We start from the raw sequence: 20,301 nt of genomic DNA, 5'->3' as shown, positions 1-20,301 counted from the left end.
CCGCCTCGCCATACGCCGGGTTTTCGCCGGCTCCCTCCCGGCCGACCGGCGCGCGCGCCGCAGCCTGGGGGTGGTGGGCGTTCGGTCTCGCATTCCTCGCGCCGCTGGTGGTCTTCCTGTCCCTTATGGGCTTCGGCGTCGGATCCTTCGGCATCCTGGGCATAGCGGGTCTCGTTCTGTCTGTGGCCTTCGGCATCATCGCGTTGGTGCGGCGCGCGCAACCCCGCTGGCCGGCCATCGTCGCCCTGGCGGTGACGGGCATCTACCTCGTGGTGTTCTGCGTCTTTCTCGTGTGGGCGATGATCGGCCTCACCCAGATCATGTTCCTGCCCACCCACTGAGGCGGGGGAGGGGCAGGGAGGGTTAGGCTCACGGCATGGCCCACCTCGTCCTCACGGTCGTCGGCGACGACCGTGCCGGTCTCGTCAACGCGCTCGCCCGAACGGTCTCCGAAGCGGGCGGCAACTGGGGGCAGAGCGAGCTCGCAGAGCTCGCCGGAGCGTTCGCCGGCATCGTCGCGGTGGATATCGCCGACGCGCGCGTCGCGGAGCTCACCGCCGCGCTCGAGAGCCTCGACGGCATCCTCACCGTCACGATCCACTCGGGGAGCGCACCGACCGCTCCGCAGCCCGAGGCATCCCGGACTCTCGCGTTCACCGTCCTGGGAAACGACCGTCCGGGCATCGTCCGCGATGTGACGGCGGCCATCGCCGCACATGCCCTCTCGATCGACACGTTCCGCAGCCGCACGCTCGACGCGCCGATGGCGGGCGGCACCCTGTTCGAAGCGAGCGTCGAGGTGCGCGTTCCCGCCCACGCGGATGCCGGCGAGATCACGCGCGCGCTCGAGGAGCTCGCGGGGGAGATCCAGGTCGACCTCGACGTCGCGCTCTGAACCGCTGGGTCTGTCCCGACCGACGGATCCACCGGCTTCCGGAGGTGATGCCAGCGCCACATCGCATGGTCCATGCCCCCCGCATGCGAAGGTGCGACCGGCCGGTGATGCCGCTAGCCTCAAAGCCGAACCATAGGGACATCGACCGCGCCTCGGCGCACGACGAACGGAACACCATGCGCATCAAGACCACCGCCGGACTCCTCCTCGCCGCCGGTTTCACCGTCGCCGCTCTCACCGGCTGCTCGGGCGGCCAGTCGGTCGCCGAGGCGTGCAGCACGGCGCAGTCGGAGCTCAGCGACGTGCAGACGCAGCTCAGCAGCGTGCAGTCCGACGCCGCGTCGGGCAGCTTCTCGAAGGTCGCGGAGTCGATCGGCGCGCTCGAGGACCGTCTGGACGAGACGGCCGACAAGCTCAGCAACGACGAGGTCAAGGCGGCGGTCGAGGACCTCTCCGACAAGATCGGCGAGTTCGGCGAGACGTTCGAGGGCATCGACGACGGCGACACGGCCGCCCTCGCCGACCGCACCGAGAAGATGACGGATGCCGCCACGGCCGTGCAGGATTCGGGCAAGAAGCTCGACGAGCTCTGCACCGCCTGAGCGACAGCGAAGAGAAGAAGGGGGCGCCGCGTGGGCGGCGCCCCCTTCTTCGTGCCGCGCGAGCGGGCAGTAGCATGGCTGTATGGAACCGGACCGGCTGAGCCACCCCGCGATGGTCGGCGTGTGCCGTCCGACGCGAACGCTGCACGCCTGAGCGGGCGGGGCGCGGGACGCGCTCGAAGCTGAGTAGCCTTGATTCCGAGCCACCTCTCTGGAGAGATTCCCTTGACCGACGTCATCACCCCGGCGGACGTTGACCTTCCCGCCGACGGTTTCGCCCTGTTCCCCGACCGCTCCGTGATCGCCCTCCGCGTCAACGGCGAGCTGAAAGACCTCGCCACCGTCGTGACGACCGGCGATGCCGTTGAGCCGGTGACCGTCGAGAGTGCCGACGGCCTCTCGATCCTCCGCCATTCGACGGCGCACGTGCTGGCGCAGGCGGTTCAGCGCGTCAAGCCGCAGGCGAACCTCGGGATCGGCCCGCCGATCACCGACGGCTTCTACTACGACTTCGGTGTCGACGAGCCCTTCACCCCCGAAGACCTCAAGGCGATCAAGAAGGAGATGGAGCGCATCGTCCGCGAGGGCCAGCGCTTCGTTCGCCGCGTCGTGACCGAGGACGAGGCGCGCGCCGAGATGGCCGATGAGCCGTTCAAGCTCGAGCTCATCGATCTCGCCGGCGGCCCCGGATCGGGTGCGGACGCCGCCGAAGGAGCATCGGTCGAGGTCGGCGCGGGCGAGCTGACGATCTACGACAACGTCACCCGCGACGGCGACACCGCCTGGCGCGACCTGTGCCGCGGCCCGCACGTGCCCTCGACCCGGCTCGTCGGAAACGGCTGGGACCTCACCCGCGTCGCCGGAGCGTACTGGCGCGGCAGTGAGAAGAACCCCCAGCTACAGCGCATCTACGGCACCGCGTGGCCCACGAAGGACGAGCTGCGCGCCTACCAGCACCGCCTCGAAGAAGCCGCCAAGCGCGACCACCGCAAGCTCGGCAAGGAGCTCGACCTGTTCTCGTTCCCCGACGAGATCGGACCGGGCCTCAGCGTCTTCCACCCCAAGGGCGGCATCATCCGCTACGAGATCGAGCGCTACATGCGCGAGCGCCTGCTCGCGAGCGGCTACCAGGTCGTGAACACCCCGCACATCACCAAGGGTGACCTGTTCATGACCTCCGGTCACCTGCAGTGGTACGCCGAGGGCATGTACCCCCCGATGGTGCTGGATGAGATCGTGGATGCCGATGGGCACGTGTCGCGGGAGGGCCAGGAGTATTACCTGAAGCCCATGAACTGCCCGTTCCACAACCTGATCTTCCGCTCGCGCGGTCGGTCGTACCGCGAGCTGCCGCTGCGACTGAGCGAATTCGGCTCGGTCTACCGGTACGAGAAGAGCGGCACCCTCTCGGGCCTCACCCGTGTCCGCGGGATGACCCAGGACGACACCCATATCTACGTCACGCCCGACCAGGTCAAGCGCGAGCTCACCCACTCGCTCGACTTCGTGCTGCAGACCCTCCGTGACTACGGGCTGAACGACTTCTACCTCGAGCTGTCGACGAAGGAGGAGGGGAACCCCAAGTTCCTCGGCCCCGACGAGCTGTGGACCGATGCGACGGAGACGCTCCGCGAGGTCGCGGAGGGCTCGGGGCTCGAGCTCGTGCCCGACCCGGGCGGAGCCGCCTTCTACGGCCCCAAGATCTCGGTCCAGGCACGCGACGCCATCGGACGCACCTGGCAGATGTCGACGATCCAGCTCGACTTCAACCAGCCCGAGCGCTTCGAGCTCGAGTACACCGGCCCCGACGGCGAGAAGCACCGCCCGGTCATGATCCACCGCGCGCTGTTCGGGTCGGTCGAGCGGTTCTTCGCGATCCTCCTCGAGCATTACGCCGGGGCGTTCCCGGTGTGGCTCGCGCCGGTGCAGGTCGTGGGCGTCCCCGTGGCGGAGGAGTTCGCCCCGTACCTCGACGCGATCGTCGAACGCCTGCGCGCCCACGGCGTCCGCGCCGAGGTCGACCACTCCGACGACCGGATGCCGAAGAAGATCCGCACCCACACGACGCAGAAGGTGCCCCTGCAGCTGATCGCGGGGGAGCAGGATCGCTCCGCAGGCACGGTGTCGTTCCGGTTCCGCGACGGCACGCAGCTGGGCGGCATCCCGGTCGACGAGGCGATCGGCAAGATCGTCGCGGCCATCGCGGGCAAGGCCCTCGTGAACACCGCGGAGGATCTCGCGTGAGCTCCCCGGACGACGTCGACGCGCGGCTCGAAGAGGCCAGCGCGTTCGCCGGCGTCCCGGACGGCTTCCAGCGGCTGTGGACCCCGCACCGCATGGTCTACATCAACGCAGGTGCCGACGTGAACCGCGGCGAGGGATGCCCCTTCTGCGCGGCACCGCAGAAGTCGGATGCCGACGGCCTCATCGTCTACCGCGGCACGACGTCGTATGCGCTGCTGAACCTCTTCCCGTACAACTCCGGTCATCTGCTCGTCTGCCCGTACCGCCACATCGCGACCTACGATCAGGCAACGGTCGAGGAGGTCGCGGAGATCGCCGCGATCACGCAGACCGCGATGCGCGTCCTGCGTGAGGTGTCGAACTGCCAGGGGTTCAACATCGGCATGAACCAGGGCGCCGTCGCCGGCGCCGGGGTCGACGAACACCTCCACCAGCACGTCGTGCCGCGGTGGGGGAGCGACGCCAACTTTTTCCCGATCATCGCGCGCACGAAGGCCCTGCCCCAGCTACTGGGCGAGGTGCGCGAGGCCGTGGCATCCGCCTGGCGGATCTGACCGCGCCCACACAGCGACCGGGATCACCGATACGGTCGGGGGAACGAGAGGAATCCCCCCATGGCCATTCACCGCGCCCTCGCGGCGTCCGCAGTGCTCGCCCTGACCCTCGGCGTCGCCGGCTGCTCGCTCATCTCCACCCGCGAGCCGTCCGCCTCGCCGACGCCCACGGTCTCGGAGCCGGAGAAGACGCTGCCGGTCGAGACGCCCAGCCCCGACGCCGGCGCAGACGGGGACACCGGCGACATGGCCGACCGGTTCGCCGAGCGTGACGCGTTCATGGCCGCGCAGCAGCTGCCACTCGACGGCTCACTCCTGACGGCGACGACGCCCGAGCAGAAGGAGTTCATCGCGAACCAGCGCGCGTACATGGAGTCGAACGGCATCGAGTGGAGCGCGGAAGCCGAGTCGATCTACCTCGCCGCCGCCGCGGACGGGTGCGAGACGGCGATCCTCAACGGTCACGAGATCGACACGGCGGACTTCCAGGCGCATGTCGGCAGCTCGCCCCTGTTCGCGGCGGTGCTCTCGGGCCTCGAGGGCGAGAAGCGGACAGCCGGCGAAGCGAATCTCGCGAGCATCATGGTCTACGGCATGGGCTACATGTGTCCCGCTGACGCTCCGCAGTGGCAGGCCGCCTACGACGAGACGTACCGCTGAGTCAGCGCACCTGCGAGACCGCGAACTGCAGCCGCGGATGGGCGTAGAACTCCTGCGCCTCGACGAGCTGGAGTTCGCGCTGCCCGGAATCGTAGGTCGTCTGCAGGAGGTCGTACACGCTCGAGACGGTCTTCGCGAGTGCGTCAGCCGCATTGCCGGAGGCGCGGTAGTGGGCCGTGAAGAGGGCCGCGGTGACGTCGCCTGAGCCGTTCGCCTTCATCGGAATGTGCGGGGTCCGCACGATCCACGCCCCCGCGTCGTCGACGGCGAGCATCTCGATCGTGTCCCGCCCGTCTTCGAGCACCGGTCGCTCGGGGCGCTCGACGCTCGTCACCAGCACCGTCGAGGGGCCCATCGCCCGCGCCGCGTCGACCGACGCGAGGGTCGAGTCGAGGTCGGAGGGCTCGGTCTCGGTGAGAAAGCCCAGCTCGAACTGGTTGGGCGTGATGATGTCGGCGGCGGGCACGACCTTCTCGCGGAGGAGGATGGGGATCGCGGGCGCGACGAAGCAGCCGCTCTTGGCGTTGCCCATCACGGGGTCGCAGGAGTACACGGCATCCGGATTCGCGGCCTTCACGCGCGCGACGGCGTCGAGGATCACGTCCCCGATGCCCTCGCTGCCCTGATAGCCGCTGAGGACGACGTCGGTGCTCGCGAAGGCGCCCCGCTCTTCGACGCCGGTGATCACGTCGCGGACGTCGTCGGGCGAGATCAGCGGGCCACGCCAGGCACCGTAACCGGTGTGGTTGGAGAAGTTCACCGTGTAGACCGGCATGACCTCGACGCCGATGCGCTGCAGCGGGAAGACCGCCGCAGAGTTGCCGACGTGGCCGTACGCGACGGCTGACTGGATGGAGAGGATACGCATGGGTGTCATCCTGCTTTCGGGGGCGGTGGCGGGGAGCCGGTCGCCGCGATCGCCGCGGCGAGGTCGGATGCCAGACGCTCGAGGTCGGCGTCGGACAGGTCGTGGACGGTGAGGCGCAGGTGCCGCGCGGCGGCATCGTCTTCGAGCGCGAACGCGTCACCAGGGCGGGCCAACCAGCCGCGACGCATGAGCTGCTCCGACACATCCCGCGCCGGCGCCGGCAGCGGCACCCAGAGACTGAGACCGTCGCCGGGGGAGACGGCGACGCCCGCCGCGGTCAGCTTCTCGGCGGCGAAGGCGTTGCGCGCGGCATAGTGCGCCGACGCCTCTTCGACCGCCGCGATCGCCTTCGGCTCGGTGAGGAGCGCGTGGCCGAGTCGCTGGAGCAGATGGCTGACCCAGGTCGAGCCCGGGTTCAGCCGGCGGGCCAGTCGCTCGGCGGTGTCCGGGTCGGATGCCGTAATCGCGAGCCCCATGTCGGGACCGAGGAACTTCGACACCGACCGGATGAGTGCCCACCGCTGATGCCCTTCCGGAATGAGCGACTGGTAGGGGCGGGCGGACAGGAGCGAGAAGTGGTCGTCCTCGATCACGAGGACATAGGGGTGATCGGCCAGCACCGCGCGCAGCTCCGCGGCGCGGGCGGCGGAGAGGCTCGCTCCGGTCGGATTTTGGGCGCGGGGAGTCGCGACGACGGCGCGGGCCCCGGCATCCAGCGCCGCGCGGAGCCCGTCCACGGTCATCCCCTCGGCATCCATCGGCACGGGGACGGGGCGATAGCCGCCGAGGCGGACCGTGTTGAGGCTCGCGAGAAAGCACGGGTCCTCGAGGGCGACGGCGTCGTCGCGCGTGAGGGTCTGGGCGAGGAGCCGCTCGATCGCGTCGGACGCGCCCGAGGTGATCGTGAGGCGGAAACCGCGCTCCGGGCCGACCGCCGCGCGCATCCAGTCGGTGGCCCACGCGTCGAGGTCGGGGTCGATGACCGGCTCGCCGTAAAGGACAGGACGCCCGACGATGCGCCCGAGGGCGGCAGTCGGGTCGGGGATGCGGGTGGGGTCGGGGTTCCCGGTGCCGAGGTCGCGCAGAACCGTGCCGGCCGCGAACCCCTCCTGCGCGATGGGGGTCTGCGCGGCGACGCGGGTGCCGGCGCGCCCGCGCGCTTCGACGAGACCGGCCTGGGTGAGGAGGCGGTACGCGGCGACGACGGTGTTCCGGTTCACGCCGAGTTCGTCGGCGAGGGCGCGCACCGGCGGCAGCGCATCTCCGGGCGCGAACACGCCGCGCTCGACGCGCTCGCGGACGCTGTCGGCGATGTCCGTGGCCGAAGCGCCGGAGATCGCGCGGTGCACGGGCACGCCGTGCGCAGACGTCGTCGTCGTCACACTCCGTCTCCTCTCGCGTCCTGCGTGCAGTCTATGTGACAGGCCATGCTACGTTTTGGCCTAGGTCAAACAATCGTGTCGGCGACGACACTCTCATCTCTCCGAGGAGCATGCCCGATGTCCACCGCCACCACCGGATCTTCGCGTGTCAAGCGCGGTCTCGCCGACATGCTGAAGGGCGGCGTCATCATGGACGTCGTCACCCCCGAGCAGGCCCGCATCGCGGAGGACGCCGGCGCCGTCGCCGTCATGGCGCTCGAGCGCGTGCCGGCCGACATCCGCGCCCAGGGCGGGGTGTCGCGGATGAGCGACCCCGACATGATCGACGGGATCATCGAGGCGGTCTCGATCCCGGTCATGGCGAAGGCCCGCATCGGCCACTTCGTCGAGGCCCAGGTGCTGCAGGAGCTCGGCGTCGACTACATCGACGAGTCCGAGGTGCTCTCGCCCGCCGACTATGTGAACCACATCGACAAGTGGGGCTTCACCGTGCCGTTCGTGTGCGGTGCGACGAACCTCGGCGAGGCGCTTCGCCGCATCACCGAGGGCGCGGCGATGATCCGTTCCAAGGGCGAGGCGGGGACAGGCGACGTCTCCGAGGCGATGAAGCACATCCGGAAGATCCGCAGCGAGGTCGCCGCTCTCTCATCACTGTCGAAGGACGAGCTCTACGTCGCGGCGAAGGAGCTGCAGGCGCCCTACGACCTCGTCGTCGAGGTCGCCGAGACCGCCACGCTCCCGGTCGTCATGTTCGTCGCGGGCGGCGTCGCGACCCCGGCGGACGCCGCGATGATGATGCAGCTCGGAGCCGACGGCGTGTTCGTCGGGTCGGGCATCTTTAAAAGCGGCGACCCGGCGGCGCGCGCCGCGGCGATCGTCAAGGCGACGACCTTCTTCGACGACCCGAAGGTCATCGCCGAGGTCTCGCGCGGTCTCGGCGAGGCGATGGTCGGCATCAATGTCACCGACCTCCCCGCACCGCACCGCCTCGCCGAGCGCGGCTGGTGATGCGCACGTCCGCGGTCCGTGGTGGCGGTGTGGGTGTCCCTGTCGTATGGAGCGTGGGACGGGTGATACTTGCTGTGACCTCTGAGACGTCACGGCCGTCTCGCTCCGTACGACTCAACCGCTTCGGTGGCCGGCGATGACGCCGCGGGTCGGCGTGCTCGCCCTGCAGGGCGACGTCCGAGAGCACGCCCGCGTGCTCACGGCGCTCGGCGCCGAGGTGATGCTCGTCCGGCGCCCCGACGAGCTCGGATCGGTCGACGGGCTGGTCCTCCCGGGGGGTGAGTCGAGCGTCATCGACAAACTTGCCCGTTCGTTCGGCATGCAGGGGCCGATCCGGGAGGCGATCGCGGGCGGCCTCCCCGTCTACGGCACGTGCGCCGGGATGATCCTCCTCGCCGACCGCATCGAGAACCCGATCACCGGTCAGGAGAGCTTCGGCGGTCTCGACGTCACGGTGCGGCGGAACGCGTTCGGGGGGCAGGTCGAGTCATTCGAGACCGACCTCACCGTGGCCGGGTTCGACGCGCCCCTCCACGCCGCCTTCATCCGTGCCCCGCTCGTCACGGCGGCCGGATCGGATGCCGAGGTGCTCGCGACGCTACCCGGCGACCTCGGCGGCGGCATCGTCGCCGTCCGGCAGGGGCCGCTGCTCGCGACGGCGTTCCACCCCGAGGTCTCGGGCGAGACGCGCTTCCACGAACTGTTCCTGGACCTCGTGCGCGCCGCGTGAGCGCGACGTCTCGCATGGACGTCCGTCGCGCACCGTAAACTGGCATCCATGTCCGGACACTCCAAATGGGCCACGACCAAGCACAAGAAGGCCGTCATCGACGCACGCCGTGCCAAGTCGTGGGCGAAGCTCATCAAGAACATCGAGGTCGCGGCGAAGCTCGGCGGCCCCGATCTCGCCGGCAACCCGACTCTGTACGACGCCGTCCTCAAGGCGAAGAAGACCTCCGTCCCGAAGGACAACATCGACCGCGCCGTCAAGCGCGGTGCGGGTATCGGCGGCGAGTCGGTCGAGTACACCTCGATCATGTACGAGGGGTACGGCCCGAATGGCGTCGCCCTCATGATCGAGTGTCTGACCGACAACAAGAACCGCGCCGCCGCCGAGGTGCGCACGGCCCTGACCCGCAACGGCGGCACGCTGGCCGACCCGGGTTCGGTTGCGTACAACTTCTCCCGCAAGGGCGTCATCGTCGTCTCGGGCGAGGGCACGACCGAGGATGACGTCATGCTGGCGGTTCTCGAGGCCGGCGCCGAAGAGGTCGAGCCGCACGCCGACGGGTTCGAAGTGATCACGGAGGCCACCGACCTCGTCCCCGTGCGCTCGGCGCTCCAGGATGCCGGGATCGAGTACGAGTCGGCCGACGTCGAGTTCGTCCCGAACCTCAAGGTCGAGATCGACGCCGACACGGCGCGCAAGATCTTCCGTCTCATCGATGCGCTCGAAGACAGCGACGACGTGCAGAACGTCTACAGCAACTTCGACCTCACGCCCGAGGTGCAGGCGGAGCTCGAAGAGGACGAGTGATCGCCGCCGGGGCTCGCCCGGACGCAGTTCGCCTCGCGCGCGTTTCGCAGAGCGGATGCCGACGACACCACGCCTAGCGTGGGGGAGTGGCATCCGCTCTTCGCGTCCTCGGCATCGACCCCGGCCTCACCCGCTGCGGCGTCGGCGTCGTCGACGTGCGCGCCGACCGGTCGGCGTCGCTCGTGCACGTCGGTGTGGTGCGCTCGGGCACCGACCTACCGATCGGGGAGCGCCTCGCCCTCATCGCGGGGGGCCTGCGCGCGATCGTCGGCGAGCATCGCCCCGACGTCGTCGCGGTCGAGCGCGTGTTCGCGCAGCAGAACCGGAACACCGTGATGGGAACGGCCCAGGCGAGCGGTGTCGCGCTCCTCGTCGCCGCCGAGCATGGCCTTCCCGCGGCGACGCACACGCCCTCCGAGGTCAAGGCAGCGATCACCGGGTACGGCACCGCCGACAAGCGTCAGGTGCAGACGATGGTCGCCCGGGTGCTGCGCCTCGACGCCCTGCCGCAACCGGCCGACGCGGCGGATGCCCTGGCGATCGCCCTCTGCCACGCGTGGCGGCGCGGCGCGCCCGGCACCGCGGTCGACGGGACCACCCTGACTCCCGCGCAGCGTGCGTGGGCCGACGCGGAGCGCGCCACGCGACGCTGACCGCATCCGACCTCGCCACGAGCCCCTGCGTGTCGGTCGAACAAACGTCCGAACCCGGCTTTAGGCTGGGGCGATGATCTCCTCGCTGCGCGGCCGCGTGCTGCATTCGGATGCCGAGTCGGCGATCGTCGAAGTGGGCGGCGTCGGCTTCGGGGTAGCCGTTCCCGCACCCCTGGCCCGGACGTTGCGCGTCGGCGAGGACGCGTTCCTCCACACGAGCCTCGTCGTGCGCGACGATGCTCTCTCGCTCTTCGGGTTCGCCGAGCGCGACGAGCTCGAGACGTTCACCCTGCTGCTCAGCGTCTCCGGCGTCGGTCCGAAGTCGGCGCTCGGCGTCCTCTCCGCCTTGAGCGTCGCGCAGATCGCCGAGGCCGTCGCCGCGGAGGACGACGCACCGTTCCGCCGCGTCTCGGGCATCGGCCCCAAGACCGCGAAGCTCATCGTCGTGCAGCTCGCCGGCAAGCTGCACACCCCGGCCCCGGGCGCGACGGCATCCGCCGCCACGGGCGCTGCGACGACCGCGATCGCCGGCCAGGTCGTCGCAGCGCTCGTCGCCCTCGGGTGGAACGAGCGGGTGAGCACCGAGACGGTGCACGAGATCACGCAGGATGCCGCGGCGTCCGACCTCGCCTCCGTTCCCGCGCTCCTGAAGCTCGCGCTCGCGCAGCTGGGACCGAGCCGGACGGAGCGCTCACGTGTCTGAGTCGCCGATCGATCCCACTCGCGACCCGGGGCTCGCCGAGGACGACAGCGAGCTCGCCGTCGAGGGGGCGCTCCGCCCGACGTCGCTGGCGGAGTTCGTCGGTCAGCAGAAGGTGCGCGGGCAGCTGCAGCTTCTGCTCGACGCGGCCCGCATCCAGGAGCGCGCTCCCGACCACATCCTGCTCTCCGGCCCGCCCGGTCTGGGCAAGACGACCCTCGCCATGATCGTCGCCCACGAGAGCGGACGCCCGTTGCGCCTCTCGAGCGGCCCGGCGATCCAGCACGCCGGAGACCTGGCCGCGCTGCTGTCGAGCCTCGTGCCCGGCGAGGTGCTCTTCATCGACGAGATCCACCGCATGGCGCGCTCGGCCGAGGAGATGCTGTACCTCGCGATGGAGGACTTCCGCATCGACATCATGGTGGGCAAAGGCGCGGGCGCGACCAGCATCCCGCTCGACCTCGCCCCCTTCACGCTCGTCGGGGCGACGACCAGGTCGGGTCTGCTGCCGAACCCGCTCCGCGACCGTTTCGGTTTCACGGCGCACCTCGAGTACTACGAACCCGAAGAGCTCGAGCGGGTCATCGCGCGCTCCGCGACCGTCCTCGGCGTCGACGTGCCGCCGACCGCACGCGAGGAGATCGCGCGCCGCTCACGCGGTACACCGCGCATCGCGAACCGGCTTCTGCGACGCGTCCGCGACTATGTCATCGTCCACGGTGGTGCCTCGGGCGCCGCGACCGAGTCCGACGTCGCCGCAGCTCTCGATCTGTACGACGTCGACGAGATCGGCCTCGATCGCCTCGACCGGGCAGTGCTGGATGCCGTCGTCCGCCGCTTCCGCGGCGGCCCGGTCGGACTCTCGACGCTCGCCGTCACGGTCGGCGAGGAGGCGGAGACGATCGAGTCGGTCGTCGAGCCGTACCTCGTCCGCATCGGCTTGCTCGGGCGCACTCCGCGCGGGCGCGTCGCGACTCCGGAGGGGTACGCCCACCTGCGCGTCGCGCAGCCGGGGGAGGCGCTGAGACTCGATGACCTATAATCGCTGAAGGCTCCTCGCCGCCTTCTTCGCGCCGCCGTCCTCTGGCACGCACGCCCCGAAAGGTTCGACCCCATGGATATCCTTCTGCTCGTCGTCATGGCGGCGTTGCTCGTCTTCATGTTCTGGAGCTCGCGCCGCCGCGCGCAGCGGATGAAGGCCGAGCAGGAGGCGAAGACGCGCGCGATGGTGCCCGGCGTCAAGGTCCTGCTGCAGGGCGGCCTCTACGGCACGCTCATCTCCTACGACAACGACGATCTGTCCAAGCCCGCGCACGTCGAGCTCGCGCCCGGCGTCGAGGTGGAGGTGCACACCCAGGCGATCCTCCGTGTCGTCGACGAGGAGGAAGGCACCGTCACAGAGGACGAGTTCGCCGAGGCGGAGTCCGACGAGGCCGAGTACCTCGCCGATGTCGCCGACGGTCAGGTCAGCTCCCTTAGCGACGACCAGGCGCGCGCCCGTGCCGAGGCCGCGAAGACCGCGGACGCGTCCGCATCGTCCGAGCCGGCCGACCTCGGCGACACGCCGCAGGACAAGCCCCAGGCCTGACACACCGCCCGCATTTCGCGGCGTCTCGAAGAAAGCTGACCCTCCGTGGCCACACCCACCCCTGTGCGTCATGCCTGGCGCGCACTGACAGCCCTGCTCGCCATCACCGTGGTGCTGTTCGGCATCAACGCGCTCGGCGTCTACGTGTTCAAGGATGCCGAGGGCAACCCCGCGAGCTCCTGGCTGCCCGAACTCGCCCTCGACCTCCAGGGCGGCACGCAGATCGTCCTCGAGGCGAAGACGCCCGACGGGACGACGCCGACGCCCGAGCAGATGAACCAGGCGGCGGCCATCATCCGCCAGCGCGTCGACGCGTCCGGCGTCGGCGAGACCGACATCACGACGCAGGCCGGCAACCAGATCGTCGTGCAGATCCCCGGCCCCGCCGACGAGGAGACGCGCGACCGCATCGCGGCATCCGCCCAGATGCAGCTGCGCGCCGTGCTCTACACGACCGCCGCGAGCACCACCTACGTCGGCGAGGACGGCAACCAGACCCCGTACCCGACGCCCGATCCCTCGCTCGAGTCGTCCCCCACCGCGGCGCCCACCGACGGCAGCGACATGAACTGGGTCACTCCCGCGCTGCAGGCGAAGTTCCTCGCGTACGACTGCGCCGACGAGACGAACGACCCGTCGAACCAGCCCAAAGACCAGCCGCTCATCGCCTGCGACCCGCAGGGCACCGCGAAGTACCTGCTCGGTCCGGTCGAGCTCGACGGCTCGGCGATCTCCGACGCCACCGCAGGCATCAACAGCCAGACCGGACAGTGGGTCGTCAACATCGTCTTCGACGGTGAGGGCACGGAGATCTTCGCAGGTGTCAGCAAGCGCCTGTACGCCTTCACCCAGGCGGGGGAGACGCCGCGCAACCAGTTCGCCTTCGTCCTCGACGGGTCGGTCATCTCCGCCCCGTCCATGAACGGCGTGATCACCGACGGCAAGCCGCAGATCTCCGGCTCCTTCGATCAGGATTCCTCGAAGGTCCTCGCCGATCAGCTGAAGTACGGCGCGCTGCCGCTCAGCTTCGAAGTGCAGAGCACCAACTCGATCTCCGCGACGCTCGGCTCCCAGCAGCTCCAGATCGGCCTCATCGCGGGCCTCATCGGCCTCGCCCTCGTCGCCCTGTACTCGCTGATCGTCTACCGCGCACTCGGCTCGGTGATCATCGCCTCACTCGTCGTGATGGGTGTGCTCACCTACATCACGCTGTGCATCCTCGGCTGGCGCATGGGATTCCGCCTGTCGCTCGCCGGCGTCGCGGGCCTGATCGTCACGATCGGGTTCACGGCCGACTCGTTCATCGTGTACTTCGAACGCATCAGAGACGAACTGCGCGACGGAAAGTCGATCACGAGCGCCGTCGAGGACGGCTGGGGCAGAGCGAAGCGCACGATCTACATCTCGAAGTCGATCAACATCCTCGCCGCAGTGGTGCTCTACATCCTCGCCGACGCGACGGTGAAGGGCTTCGCGTTCACGCTGGGCCTCACGACGCTCATCGACATCCTGATCTTCATCCTCTTCACCCACCCGGTGATGCAGCTTCTCGCCCGCACCCGGTTCTTCGGTGGGGGGCACACGCTGTCGGGGCTCGACCCCGAAGCCCTCGGCGCCGTGTACCGCGGTCGCGCGCAGTTCCGCACCCCCGTCGCCGCGACCTCGGCGAAGGGCTCGGCGGCGCGCCGCGCAGGCCGCTCGCGCGGTGAGGCGGAGAAGCGCCAGACGATCGCCGAACGCAAGCAGGCCGAACTCGCCGCCGGTGCCTCCGCGCCGGCCAAGGGCGCAGCCGCAGGCAAGGGCAGCACGACCACGACGGAGGGGGACGACTGATGCGCTCCATGAACGAGCTCGGCAACGACCTCTACACCGGCAAGACCTCCTTCCCGTTCGTCGGCAAGCGGCGCACCTGGTTCATCATCGCGGCGCTCCTCGTGATCGGCGCGGCGCTCGTGCCGCTCATCCGTCCGATCCAGTTCTCCATCGAGTTCACCGGCGGATCGCAGTTCACCGTGAGCGGCGTCAGCGAGGCGGACCAGTCCCTCGCCACCGAGGCCGTGCAGTCGGTCGTTCCCGACGCGACCACGAAGGTGACCACGATCGGCGGAGCCGATGGCGAGCAGTCGATCCGGGTGCAGACCGATCAGATGACGGATGCCGAGACCCGTGCGGTCTCGGCGGCGCTGTCCGAGGCCTACCAGGTGCCGGCCGACGAGGTGAGCTCGTCGTTCATCGGCCCGAGCTGGGGTCAGGACGTCACGCGCCAGTCGCTGTGGGGCCTCGCGATCTTCCTCGCGTTGACGTTCATCATCCTCGCCGTGTACTTCCGCACGTGGAAGATGTCGGTCGCTGCGATCATCGGCCTCCTCGACGTCCTCATCGTCACGGTCGGCATCTACGCGCTCTTCGGCTTCGAGATCTCCCCGGCTGCCGTGATCGGGTTCCTCACGATCCTCTCCTACTCGCTGTACGACACCACCGTGGTGTTCGACAAGATCCGCGAGAACACCCGAGACGACGGGGAGCAATCCAGTCGCACGTTCGGCGAGTCGGTGAACCTCGCGGTGAACCAGACGCTGATCCGATCGATCAACACGACGGTGGTCGCCGCGCTCCCGACCGGAGCGATCCTGTTCATCGGCGCCCTGTGGCTGGGAGCGCAGACGCTGACGGACATCTCGCTGTCGATCTTCGTCGGAACGATCGTCGCGGCGTACTCCACGCTGTTCGTGGCCGCCCCGCTGTACTCGCTCTTCCGCGAGAACGAGCCGGAGATCAAGGCCCGCGATCAGCGCGTGCTCGCCGCGCGGGAGCGCGCAGCGCTCGAGACCGCCTGAACGCCGCACCTGTCGGCCGGGCGTAGCATGGTGAGACTGTTCCAGGCGGAGGTGAGCGCATGACCGAGACGGCGCGCACGTCTGCCCAGGGCGGCGGCAACTCAGCCGCGCCGCAGCAGACCTCGTCGCTGCGCCGTCTCGTTCCGCGGATCTTCTCGCGGACGCCGACCCGCAACGGCGTGGAGCAGCTCGTCCGCACCGTCCGCACCCATCACCCCAAGGGCGACGTCGCCGTCATCGAGCGCGCCTACCAGGTCGCCGCGCGCGCCCACGCGTCGCAGAAGCGTCAGAGCGGCGAGCCGTACATCACGCATCCGCTCGCCGTCGCGCAGATCCTCGCAGATCTCGGCCTCGGGCCGCGCGCGGTCGCCGCCGCGCTCCTGCACGACACCGTCGAGGACACCGACTACTCACTCGAACAGCTCACCGCCGAGTTCGGCGACGAGGTCGCGATGCTCGTCGACGGCGTCACGAAGCTCGACAAGGTCAAGTACGGCGACGCCGCGCAGGCCGAGACCGTCCGAAAGATGATCGTCGCGATGTCCAAGGACATCCGTGTGCTGCTCATCAAGCTCGCCGACCGCCTGCACAATGCCCGCACGTGGGGATTCGTCCCGCCGGAGAAGGCCGCGAAGAAGGCGACCGAGACACTCGAGATCTACGCCCCGCTGGCGCACCGTCTCGGCATCCAGGCCGTCAAGAGCGAGCTCGAGGACCTCTCCTTCGCGGTCTTGCACCCGAAGCTCTACGCCGAGATCGACAGCCTCGTGAAGCAGCGCACCCCGCAGCGCGAAGAGTACGTGCACACCGTCATCGACGCCGTCGAGTCGGATCTCCGCGACCTCCGCATCCGGGGCCGGGTCATGGGGCGCCCGAAGCAGTTGTACTCCGTGTACCAGAAGATGGTCGTCCGCGGCCGCGAGTTCGACGACATCTACGACCTCATCGGCATCCGCGTGCTCGTGAACACCGTCCGCGACTGCTACGCAGTGCTGGGGGCGATTCATGCGCGCTGGACGCCGATTCCAGGACGCTTCAAGGACTACATCGCCACTCCGAAGTTCAACCTCTACCAGTCGCTGCACACGACCGTGATCGGCCCCGGAGGGCGCACGGTCGAGATCCAGATACGCACCAACGAGATGCACCAGCAGGCCGAGTACGGCGTGGCGGCGCACTGGAAGTACAAGGAGCGGATGTCGGGCCGGCACACCGACACGAAGTCGGTGGACGCCGACATGGCATGGCTCGCGCACATCTCCGACTGGCAGGCCGAGACGGCCGACCCGGGAGAGTTCCTCGACTCGCTGAGGTTCGAGATCGGCGCGAAGGAGGTCTACGTCTTCACCCCGAAGGGGCGGGTGATCGGGCTCCCCGCCGGCGGCACCCCCGTCGACTTCGCCTACGCCGTCCACACCGAGGTCGGTCACCGCACGATGGGCGCGAAGGTCAACGGACGGCTCGTGCCGCTGGAGACGCCGCTCAACTCCGGCGATGTCGTCGAGGTGTTCACCTCGAAGAATCCGGATGCCGGGCCCAGCCAGGACTGGCTGACCTTCGTCAAGTCGACGCGTGCGCGCAACAAGATCCGCGGCTGGTTCACGAAGGAGCGCCGCGAGGAGGCGGTCGAGCAGGGCAAGGATGCCATCGCGCGCGCCATGCGCCGGCAGAACCTGCCCCTTCAGCGCCTCATGAACCAGGACTCGTTCACCGAGGTCGCGCACCAGCTGCGCTACGAGGACGTCACCGCCCTCTACGCCGCCGTCGGCGAGGGGCACGTGTCGACGCAGTCGGTGATCGAGAAGGTGACGGCGCTCGTCAGCTCCGAAGAGGACACGTCCACCGGGCCCATCGAGATCCCGCACGTGGGACGCTCGAAGGCGCCGCGCGGCGGCGACTCGGGTGTGCTCGTCCGCGGCGCCCCCGACATCCTGGTGAAGCTCGCGAAATGCTGCACGCCTGTTCCCGGCGACGAGATCGTGGGATTCGTCACGCGGGGCAGCGGCGTCTCGGTGCACCGCGCGGACTGCACGAACGTGAAGTCGCTCCTCGACGACCCCGAGCGCATGATCGACGTCTCGTGGGCGCCGACCACCAAGAGTGTCTTCCTCGTGCACATCCAGGTCGAGGCGCTCGACCGCTCGGGTCTGCTGAGCGACATCACTCGGGTCCTCAGCGAGCACCACGTCAACATCCTGTCGGCGTCGGTGCAGACGAACAACGACCGGCTCGCCCTCAGCCGCTACGTGTTCGAGATGGGCGATATCGTCCATCTCGACCGTGTCCTCAACGCCGTCCGGCGCATCGACGCGGTCTACGACGTCTACCGCGTCACCTCCTCCTGACCGTCAGGTCCGTCAGGCGCGTCACGTCATCCGGCCGTCACGGGCAGCCCATGCCATGCCCGGAGGAACGCGACCGCGGGGCGCTTGTGCGGTCGCGAACCGCGCGCCAGCACCTCGATGGCGGCGTCGCGCACACGCGCGTCCCACCGCAGCATCGCTTCGACATACGCGCCGAGGTCCTCCCCGCGCTGGAGCCCGCGGACGAGGTCCGCCAGGGTCCGCGCGGGCGTCGTGACCCAGACGCCGCCGATCAGCTCGTCGTCACCTGCGCCGAGGAGCTGGTCTCGGTAGAGCAGGCGGGCATCGACGACGTGGTGCACGCGGGCCACCGTGCGACGCTGGACGGTGTGCCGCTCCGGGGCGTCGGGGACGGCGCCGTGCACCCACGCCGCGCTCTCGCGGATGAGGGCGAGGCCCTCCGGCATCCGTCGGCGCAGCGAACCGGCGCGGAGGTCACGGGTCTCGACCGCGTCGGCCGGCATGTACGCCTCACCGACTTCGACCACGTCGCCGTCCAGGCGCGCGCTCGCGAGCTCTGCGGCCGACAGACGGTCTCCGGCGAAGTAGAGGAACGGCGAGGACATGACTGGCAGTGTGCCAGGCCCGCACCCACGTGCGCGCGCCGTTCGGGCGATCTGTGGATGAACGCGCGAAACGCGCTCCTGTGGAGGAGCCGGTGGTCAGCCCCGCGCCGCGTCAGCCGCCGAGGGCGGTGAGCCACGCCTTCCGCGCCTCGAGCGCCTCGGTCGCGCGGGCGATCGCCGCGGCATCCTTCGCCGCCGTCGCCTTCGCGAGGTCGTCCTCGAGGCCGGCGATCGCGTCGCGCAGCTGCTGCGTCATGTCGTTCTGACGCGCCTTGGTCTCGGGGTTGTCGTTCTTCCACGCGGCGTCCTCGCGGGCCTTGAGAGCCTGCTCGATCTTGCGGAGGTCGTCGTCGAGCGCGCGCTCGGCGTCGCGGGGGAAGATGCGGCCGATCTCATCCCACCGGCGCTGGATGCCAGTCAGGAGCGTGCGCGCCTTCGCGTTGTCCTTCTCCTTCGAGACGGCGGCCGCCTCGACGAGGAGCGCGCGCTTGGCCTCGATCTTCTCCTTCGACTCCTCGGCGTCGGCGAGCTCGCGCCCGGCGCGGGCGGCATACAGAGCGTCGCCGGCGGCCTTGAAGCGCGCCCAGAGCGCGTCGTCGGCCTTCTTGCCGGCGCGACCCGAGGTCTTCCACTCGTCGAGGAGGGTGCGATAGGCGGGGATGCCGTCCTCGCCCTTCGCGATCAACGCCTCCGCCCGCTCGACGAGGCGGGCCTTGCTGTCGCGCGCGGCCTTGTGCTGCTCGTCGAGGCCCGCGTAGAACTCGCGGCGCGCCTTGTCGAGTGTCGCGCGGGCGTCACGGAAACGCTTCCAGAGCTGCTGTCCGGTCGACTTGGGCAGCCGCGCGGCGGTCGCCTGATGCGCCTGCCACTGCTCGAAAAGGGCCGTCACCTCCGCCGAGGTCTGCTTCCACTGGATCGACTTCGGGTCGCGCGCGGCGATCGCCTCGATCTTCTCTACGAGGGCGGTCCGCTCGGCGATTGCGGCGTCGACGGCGGCCCGCTGGGCCTGCGCCTCTTCGGCAGATGCCTCGGAGAGGGTCGCGTCGAGCGCATCGAGACGGCTCACGAGCGCCGCGAGGTCGCCGACGGCCGCGGCGCCGACGACGCGCTCGCGCACGGTGCGCGACGTGGAGCGGAGGTCGGATGCCGAGGCACCGCCGCCGCGGTGGCGCGTCTCGAGGAGGGTCACTTCGCCCGCGAGGTCGGCGTACTTGCGCTCGAAGTAGGCGAGGGCCTCTTCGGGGGTGCCGTCGGGGTACTGACCGACGACACGCCACTCGTCGCCCTCGCGAACCGAGACGGTGCCGTCGTCGTCGACGCGGCCGAAGGACTCGGCGGGCGCCGTGGCCACGGGGGTGACCGGTGACCGGCGCGCGGGCGGGCGCGGCACGGGAACGCGCGCCGGGCTCGGCGCGGGTCCGGGCGTCGGGGCGTCGGACGTCGGGGCGGCGGGGGCGACATCCGAGGCGATGAGCCCTGCGACGGTGGCGTCGAGTTCGGCGTCGGCGGCCTCGGCGTCCTCGGCATCCGCGACGGCGCGGGCGGCCTCGAGCTCGGCGGCGGCCTCGATGACCTCTCCCTCGACGACGTCCTGTGCGGCGGCCTCGGCTGCCTCGGGCTCGCCCTCGACGACCTCGATGCGGACGATGTCGATGACGGCCGTCGATGAGGCATCCTCCGACACGGCCTCGGGCGCCGTCTCGGCGGCGTCCGCACTCTCGGGCGCGACGGGCTCGGAGGCGGCCGTCTCGTCGTTCGTGGGAGCAGTGGCGTCAGTCACAGGTAGCACCTCGTCGCGGCTCGCGCCGCCTGGGGTCGGACGACTCGGCGGGGCAGGCATGCAC

Annotated in this window: 20 protein-coding genes; 16 read left to right on the top strand and 4 right to left on the bottom strand. The window is 69.9% G+C overall.

Going from position 1 to position 20,301, the window contains the following annotated elements:
* Window positions 1–107: 107 nt before the first annotated feature.
* The 6 genes from AC3ENQ_RS00295 to AC3ENQ_RS00270 all read left to right on the top strand — a co-directional run bounded on the left by AC3ENQ_RS00295 (window position 108) and on the right by AC3ENQ_RS00270 (window position 4,955).
* Window positions 108–341, top strand: coding sequence for a hypothetical protein (locus AC3ENQ_RS00295; RefSeq protein WP_431800614.1), 234 nt, complete (start codon window positions 108–110; stop codon window positions 339–341).
* A 35-nt stretch (window positions 342–376) separates the two neighbouring features.
* Complete coding sequence (locus AC3ENQ_RS00290; protein WP_431800612.1) at window positions 377–895, top strand: glycine cleavage system transcriptional repressor; 519 nt, start codon at window positions 377–379, stop codon at window positions 893–895.
* A 176-nt stretch (window positions 896–1,071) separates the two neighbouring features.
* Window positions 1,072–1,497, top strand: a complete 426-nt coding sequence (locus AC3ENQ_RS00285) for a hypothetical protein (RefSeq protein WP_431800610.1) — start codon at window positions 1,072–1,074, stop codon at window positions 1,495–1,497.
* Between the two features lie 225 nt (window positions 1,498–1,722).
* Window positions 1,723–3,741 carry a threonine--tRNA ligase gene (gene thrS / locus AC3ENQ_RS00280; RefSeq protein ID WP_431800608.1) on the top strand — a complete coding sequence of 673 codons (2,019 nt, stop codon included), beginning with the start codon at window positions 1,723–1,725 and terminating at the stop codon, window positions 3,739–3,741.
* Window positions 3,738–4,295 (top strand): HIT family protein, encoded by a 558-nt coding sequence (locus AC3ENQ_RS00275; protein WP_431800606.1) that lies wholly within the window; start codon window positions 3,738–3,740, stop codon window positions 4,293–4,295. The genes thrS and AC3ENQ_RS00275 overlap by 4 nt, the downstream gene beginning before the upstream one ends.
* Before the next feature lie 60 nt (window positions 4,296–4,355).
* Entirely contained in the window at window positions 4,356–4,955 is a 600-nt protein-coding gene (locus AC3ENQ_RS00270) for a hypothetical protein (protein WP_431800604.1), read from the top strand.
* A gap of 1 nt (window position 4,956) precedes the next feature.
* On the opposite strand, the gene pdxY is transcribed toward AC3ENQ_RS00270, so the two are convergent.
* Together pdxY and AC3ENQ_RS00260 are read right to left on the bottom strand one after the other, a co-directional pair.
* Window positions 4,957–5,823 carry a pyridoxal kinase PdxY gene (gene pdxY, locus AC3ENQ_RS00265; protein ID WP_431800602.1) on the bottom strand — a complete coding sequence of 289 codons (867 nt, stop codon included), beginning with the start codon at window positions 5,821–5,823 and terminating at the stop codon, window positions 4,957–4,959.
* A gap of 5 nt (window positions 5,824–5,828) precedes the next feature.
* Entirely contained in the window at window positions 5,829–7,205 is a 1,377-nt protein-coding gene (locus AC3ENQ_RS00260; RefSeq protein WP_431800600.1) for an aminotransferase class I/II-fold pyridoxal phosphate-dependent enzyme, read from the bottom strand.
* A 117-nt stretch (window positions 7,206–7,322) separates the two neighbouring features.
* Here AC3ENQ_RS00260 and pdxS point away from each other — a divergent pair, with 117 nt between their 5' ends.
* The 10 genes from pdxS (at window position 7,323) to AC3ENQ_RS00210 (ending at window position 17,873) form a co-directional block, all read left to right on the top strand.
* Window positions 7,323–8,213 carry a pyridoxal 5'-phosphate synthase lyase subunit PdxS gene (gene pdxS / locus AC3ENQ_RS00255; RefSeq protein WP_431800599.1) on the top strand — a complete coding sequence of 297 codons (891 nt, stop codon included), beginning with the start codon at window positions 7,323–7,325 and terminating at the stop codon, window positions 8,211–8,213.
* Between the two features lie 136 nt (window positions 8,214–8,349).
* The gene (pdxT, locus tag AC3ENQ_RS00250; protein ID WP_431800597.1) at window positions 8,350–8,943 is read left to right on the top strand and encodes a pyridoxal 5'-phosphate synthase glutaminase subunit PdxT; all 594 of its coding nucleotides are present in this window, start codon (window positions 8,350–8,352) and stop codon (window positions 8,941–8,943) included.
* Between the two features lie 48 nt (window positions 8,944–8,991).
* Window positions 8,992–9,750, top strand: a complete 759-nt coding sequence (locus AC3ENQ_RS00245; protein WP_431800595.1) for a YebC/PmpR family DNA-binding transcriptional regulator — start codon at window positions 8,992–8,994, stop codon at window positions 9,748–9,750.
* Between the two features lie 86 nt (window positions 9,751–9,836).
* Window positions 9,837–10,403, top strand: coding sequence for a crossover junction endodeoxyribonuclease RuvC (gene ruvC, locus AC3ENQ_RS00240; RefSeq protein ID WP_431800593.1), 567 nt, complete (start codon window positions 9,837–9,839; stop codon window positions 10,401–10,403).
* 73 nt (window positions 10,404–10,476) lie between these two features.
* Window positions 10,477–11,106, top strand: coding sequence for a Holliday junction branch migration protein RuvA (gene ruvA / locus AC3ENQ_RS00235; RefSeq protein ID WP_431800591.1), 630 nt, complete (start codon window positions 10,477–10,479; stop codon window positions 11,104–11,106).
* Window positions 11,099–12,145 carry a Holliday junction branch migration DNA helicase RuvB gene (ruvB, locus tag AC3ENQ_RS00230; RefSeq protein WP_431800589.1) on the top strand — a complete coding sequence of 349 codons (1,047 nt, stop codon included), beginning with the start codon at window positions 11,099–11,101 and terminating at the stop codon, window positions 12,143–12,145. The genes ruvA and ruvB overlap by 8 nt, the downstream gene beginning before the upstream one ends.
* 72 nt (window positions 12,146–12,217) lie before the next feature.
* On the top strand, window positions 12,218–12,691 hold the full coding sequence (locus AC3ENQ_RS00225) for a preprotein translocase subunit YajC (RefSeq protein ID WP_431800587.1): 474 nt from the start codon (window positions 12,218–12,220) through the stop codon (window positions 12,689–12,691).
* Window positions 12,692–12,736: 45 nt separating this feature from the next.
* Window positions 12,737–14,524, top strand: coding sequence for a protein translocase subunit SecD (secD, locus tag AC3ENQ_RS00220; RefSeq protein ID WP_431800585.1), 1,788 nt, complete (start codon window positions 12,737–12,739; stop codon window positions 14,522–14,524).
* Window positions 14,524–15,528: a protein translocase subunit SecF gene (gene secF, locus AC3ENQ_RS00215; protein ID WP_431800584.1), complete on the top strand. Its 1,005-nt coding sequence runs from the start codon at window positions 14,524–14,526 to the stop codon at window positions 15,526–15,528. Before secD ends, secF begins: the two co-directional genes overlap by 1 nt.
* A gap of 59 nt (window positions 15,529–15,587) precedes the next feature.
* Window positions 15,588–17,873 (top strand): RelA/SpoT family protein, encoded by a 2,286-nt coding sequence (locus AC3ENQ_RS00210; protein ID WP_431800582.1) that lies wholly within the window; start codon window positions 15,588–15,590, stop codon window positions 17,871–17,873.
* A 26-nt stretch (window positions 17,874–17,899) separates the two neighbouring features.
* Here the strand turns inward: AC3ENQ_RS00210 and AC3ENQ_RS00205 are convergent, their stop codons facing one another.
* The gene (locus AC3ENQ_RS00205) at window positions 17,900–18,457 is read right to left on the bottom strand and encodes a type IV toxin-antitoxin system AbiEi family antitoxin (RefSeq protein WP_431800580.1); all 558 of its coding nucleotides are present in this window, start codon (window positions 18,455–18,457) and stop codon (window positions 17,900–17,902) included.
* 112 nt (window positions 18,458–18,569) lie between these two features.
* On the bottom strand, window positions 18,570–20,237 hold the full coding sequence (locus AC3ENQ_RS00200; RefSeq protein WP_431800578.1) for a DUF349 domain-containing protein: 1,668 nt from the start codon (window positions 20,235–20,237) through the stop codon (window positions 18,570–18,572).
* Window positions 20,238–20,301 lie beyond the last annotated feature (64 nt).

The sequence above is a fragment of the Microbacterium sp. bgisy203 genome (assembly GCF_057706945.1).
This window is presented reverse-complemented; position numbering and strand designations above follow the sequence as displayed.

Coding starts and splice junctions, on each gene's coding strand:
- AC3ENQ_RS00290 (WP_431800612.1), top strand. CDS start 377: ATGGCCCACCTCGTCCTCACGGTCGTCGGCGACGACCGTGCCGGTCTC.
- AC3ENQ_RS00285 (WP_431800610.1), top strand. CDS start 1,072: ATGCGCATCAAGACCACCGCCGGACTCCTCCTCGCCGCCGGTTTCACC.
- AC3ENQ_RS00270 (WP_431800604.1), top strand. CDS start 4,356: ATGGCCATTCACCGCGCCCTCGCGGCGTCCGCAGTGCTCGCCCTGACC.
- pdxY (WP_431800602.1), bottom strand. CDS start 5,823: ATGCGTATCCTCTCCATCCAGTCAGCCGTCGCGTACGGCCACGTCGGC.
- pdxS (WP_431800599.1), top strand. CDS start 7,323: ATGTCCACCGCCACCACCGGATCTTCGCGTGTCAAGCGCGGTCTCGCC.
- pdxT (WP_431800597.1), top strand. CDS start 8,350: ATGACGCCGCGGGTCGGCGTGCTCGCCCTGCAGGGCGACGTCCGAGAG.
- AC3ENQ_RS00245 (WP_431800595.1), top strand. CDS start 8,992: ATGTCCGGACACTCCAAATGGGCCACGACCAAGCACAAGAAGGCCGTC.
- ruvA (WP_431800591.1), top strand. CDS start 10,477: ATGATCTCCTCGCTGCGCGGCCGCGTGCTGCATTCGGATGCCGAGTCG.
- AC3ENQ_RS00225 (WP_431800587.1), top strand. CDS start 12,218: ATGGATATCCTTCTGCTCGTCGTCATGGCGGCGTTGCTCGTCTTCATG.
- secF (WP_431800584.1), top strand. CDS start 14,524: ATGCGCTCCATGAACGAGCTCGGCAACGACCTCTACACCGGCAAGACC.
- AC3ENQ_RS00210 (WP_431800582.1), top strand. CDS start 15,588: ATGACCGAGACGGCGCGCACGTCTGCCCAGGGCGGCGGCAACTCAGCC.
- AC3ENQ_RS00205 (WP_431800580.1), bottom strand. CDS start 18,457: ATGTCCTCGCCGTTCCTCTACTTCGCCGGAGACCGTCTGTCGGCCGCA.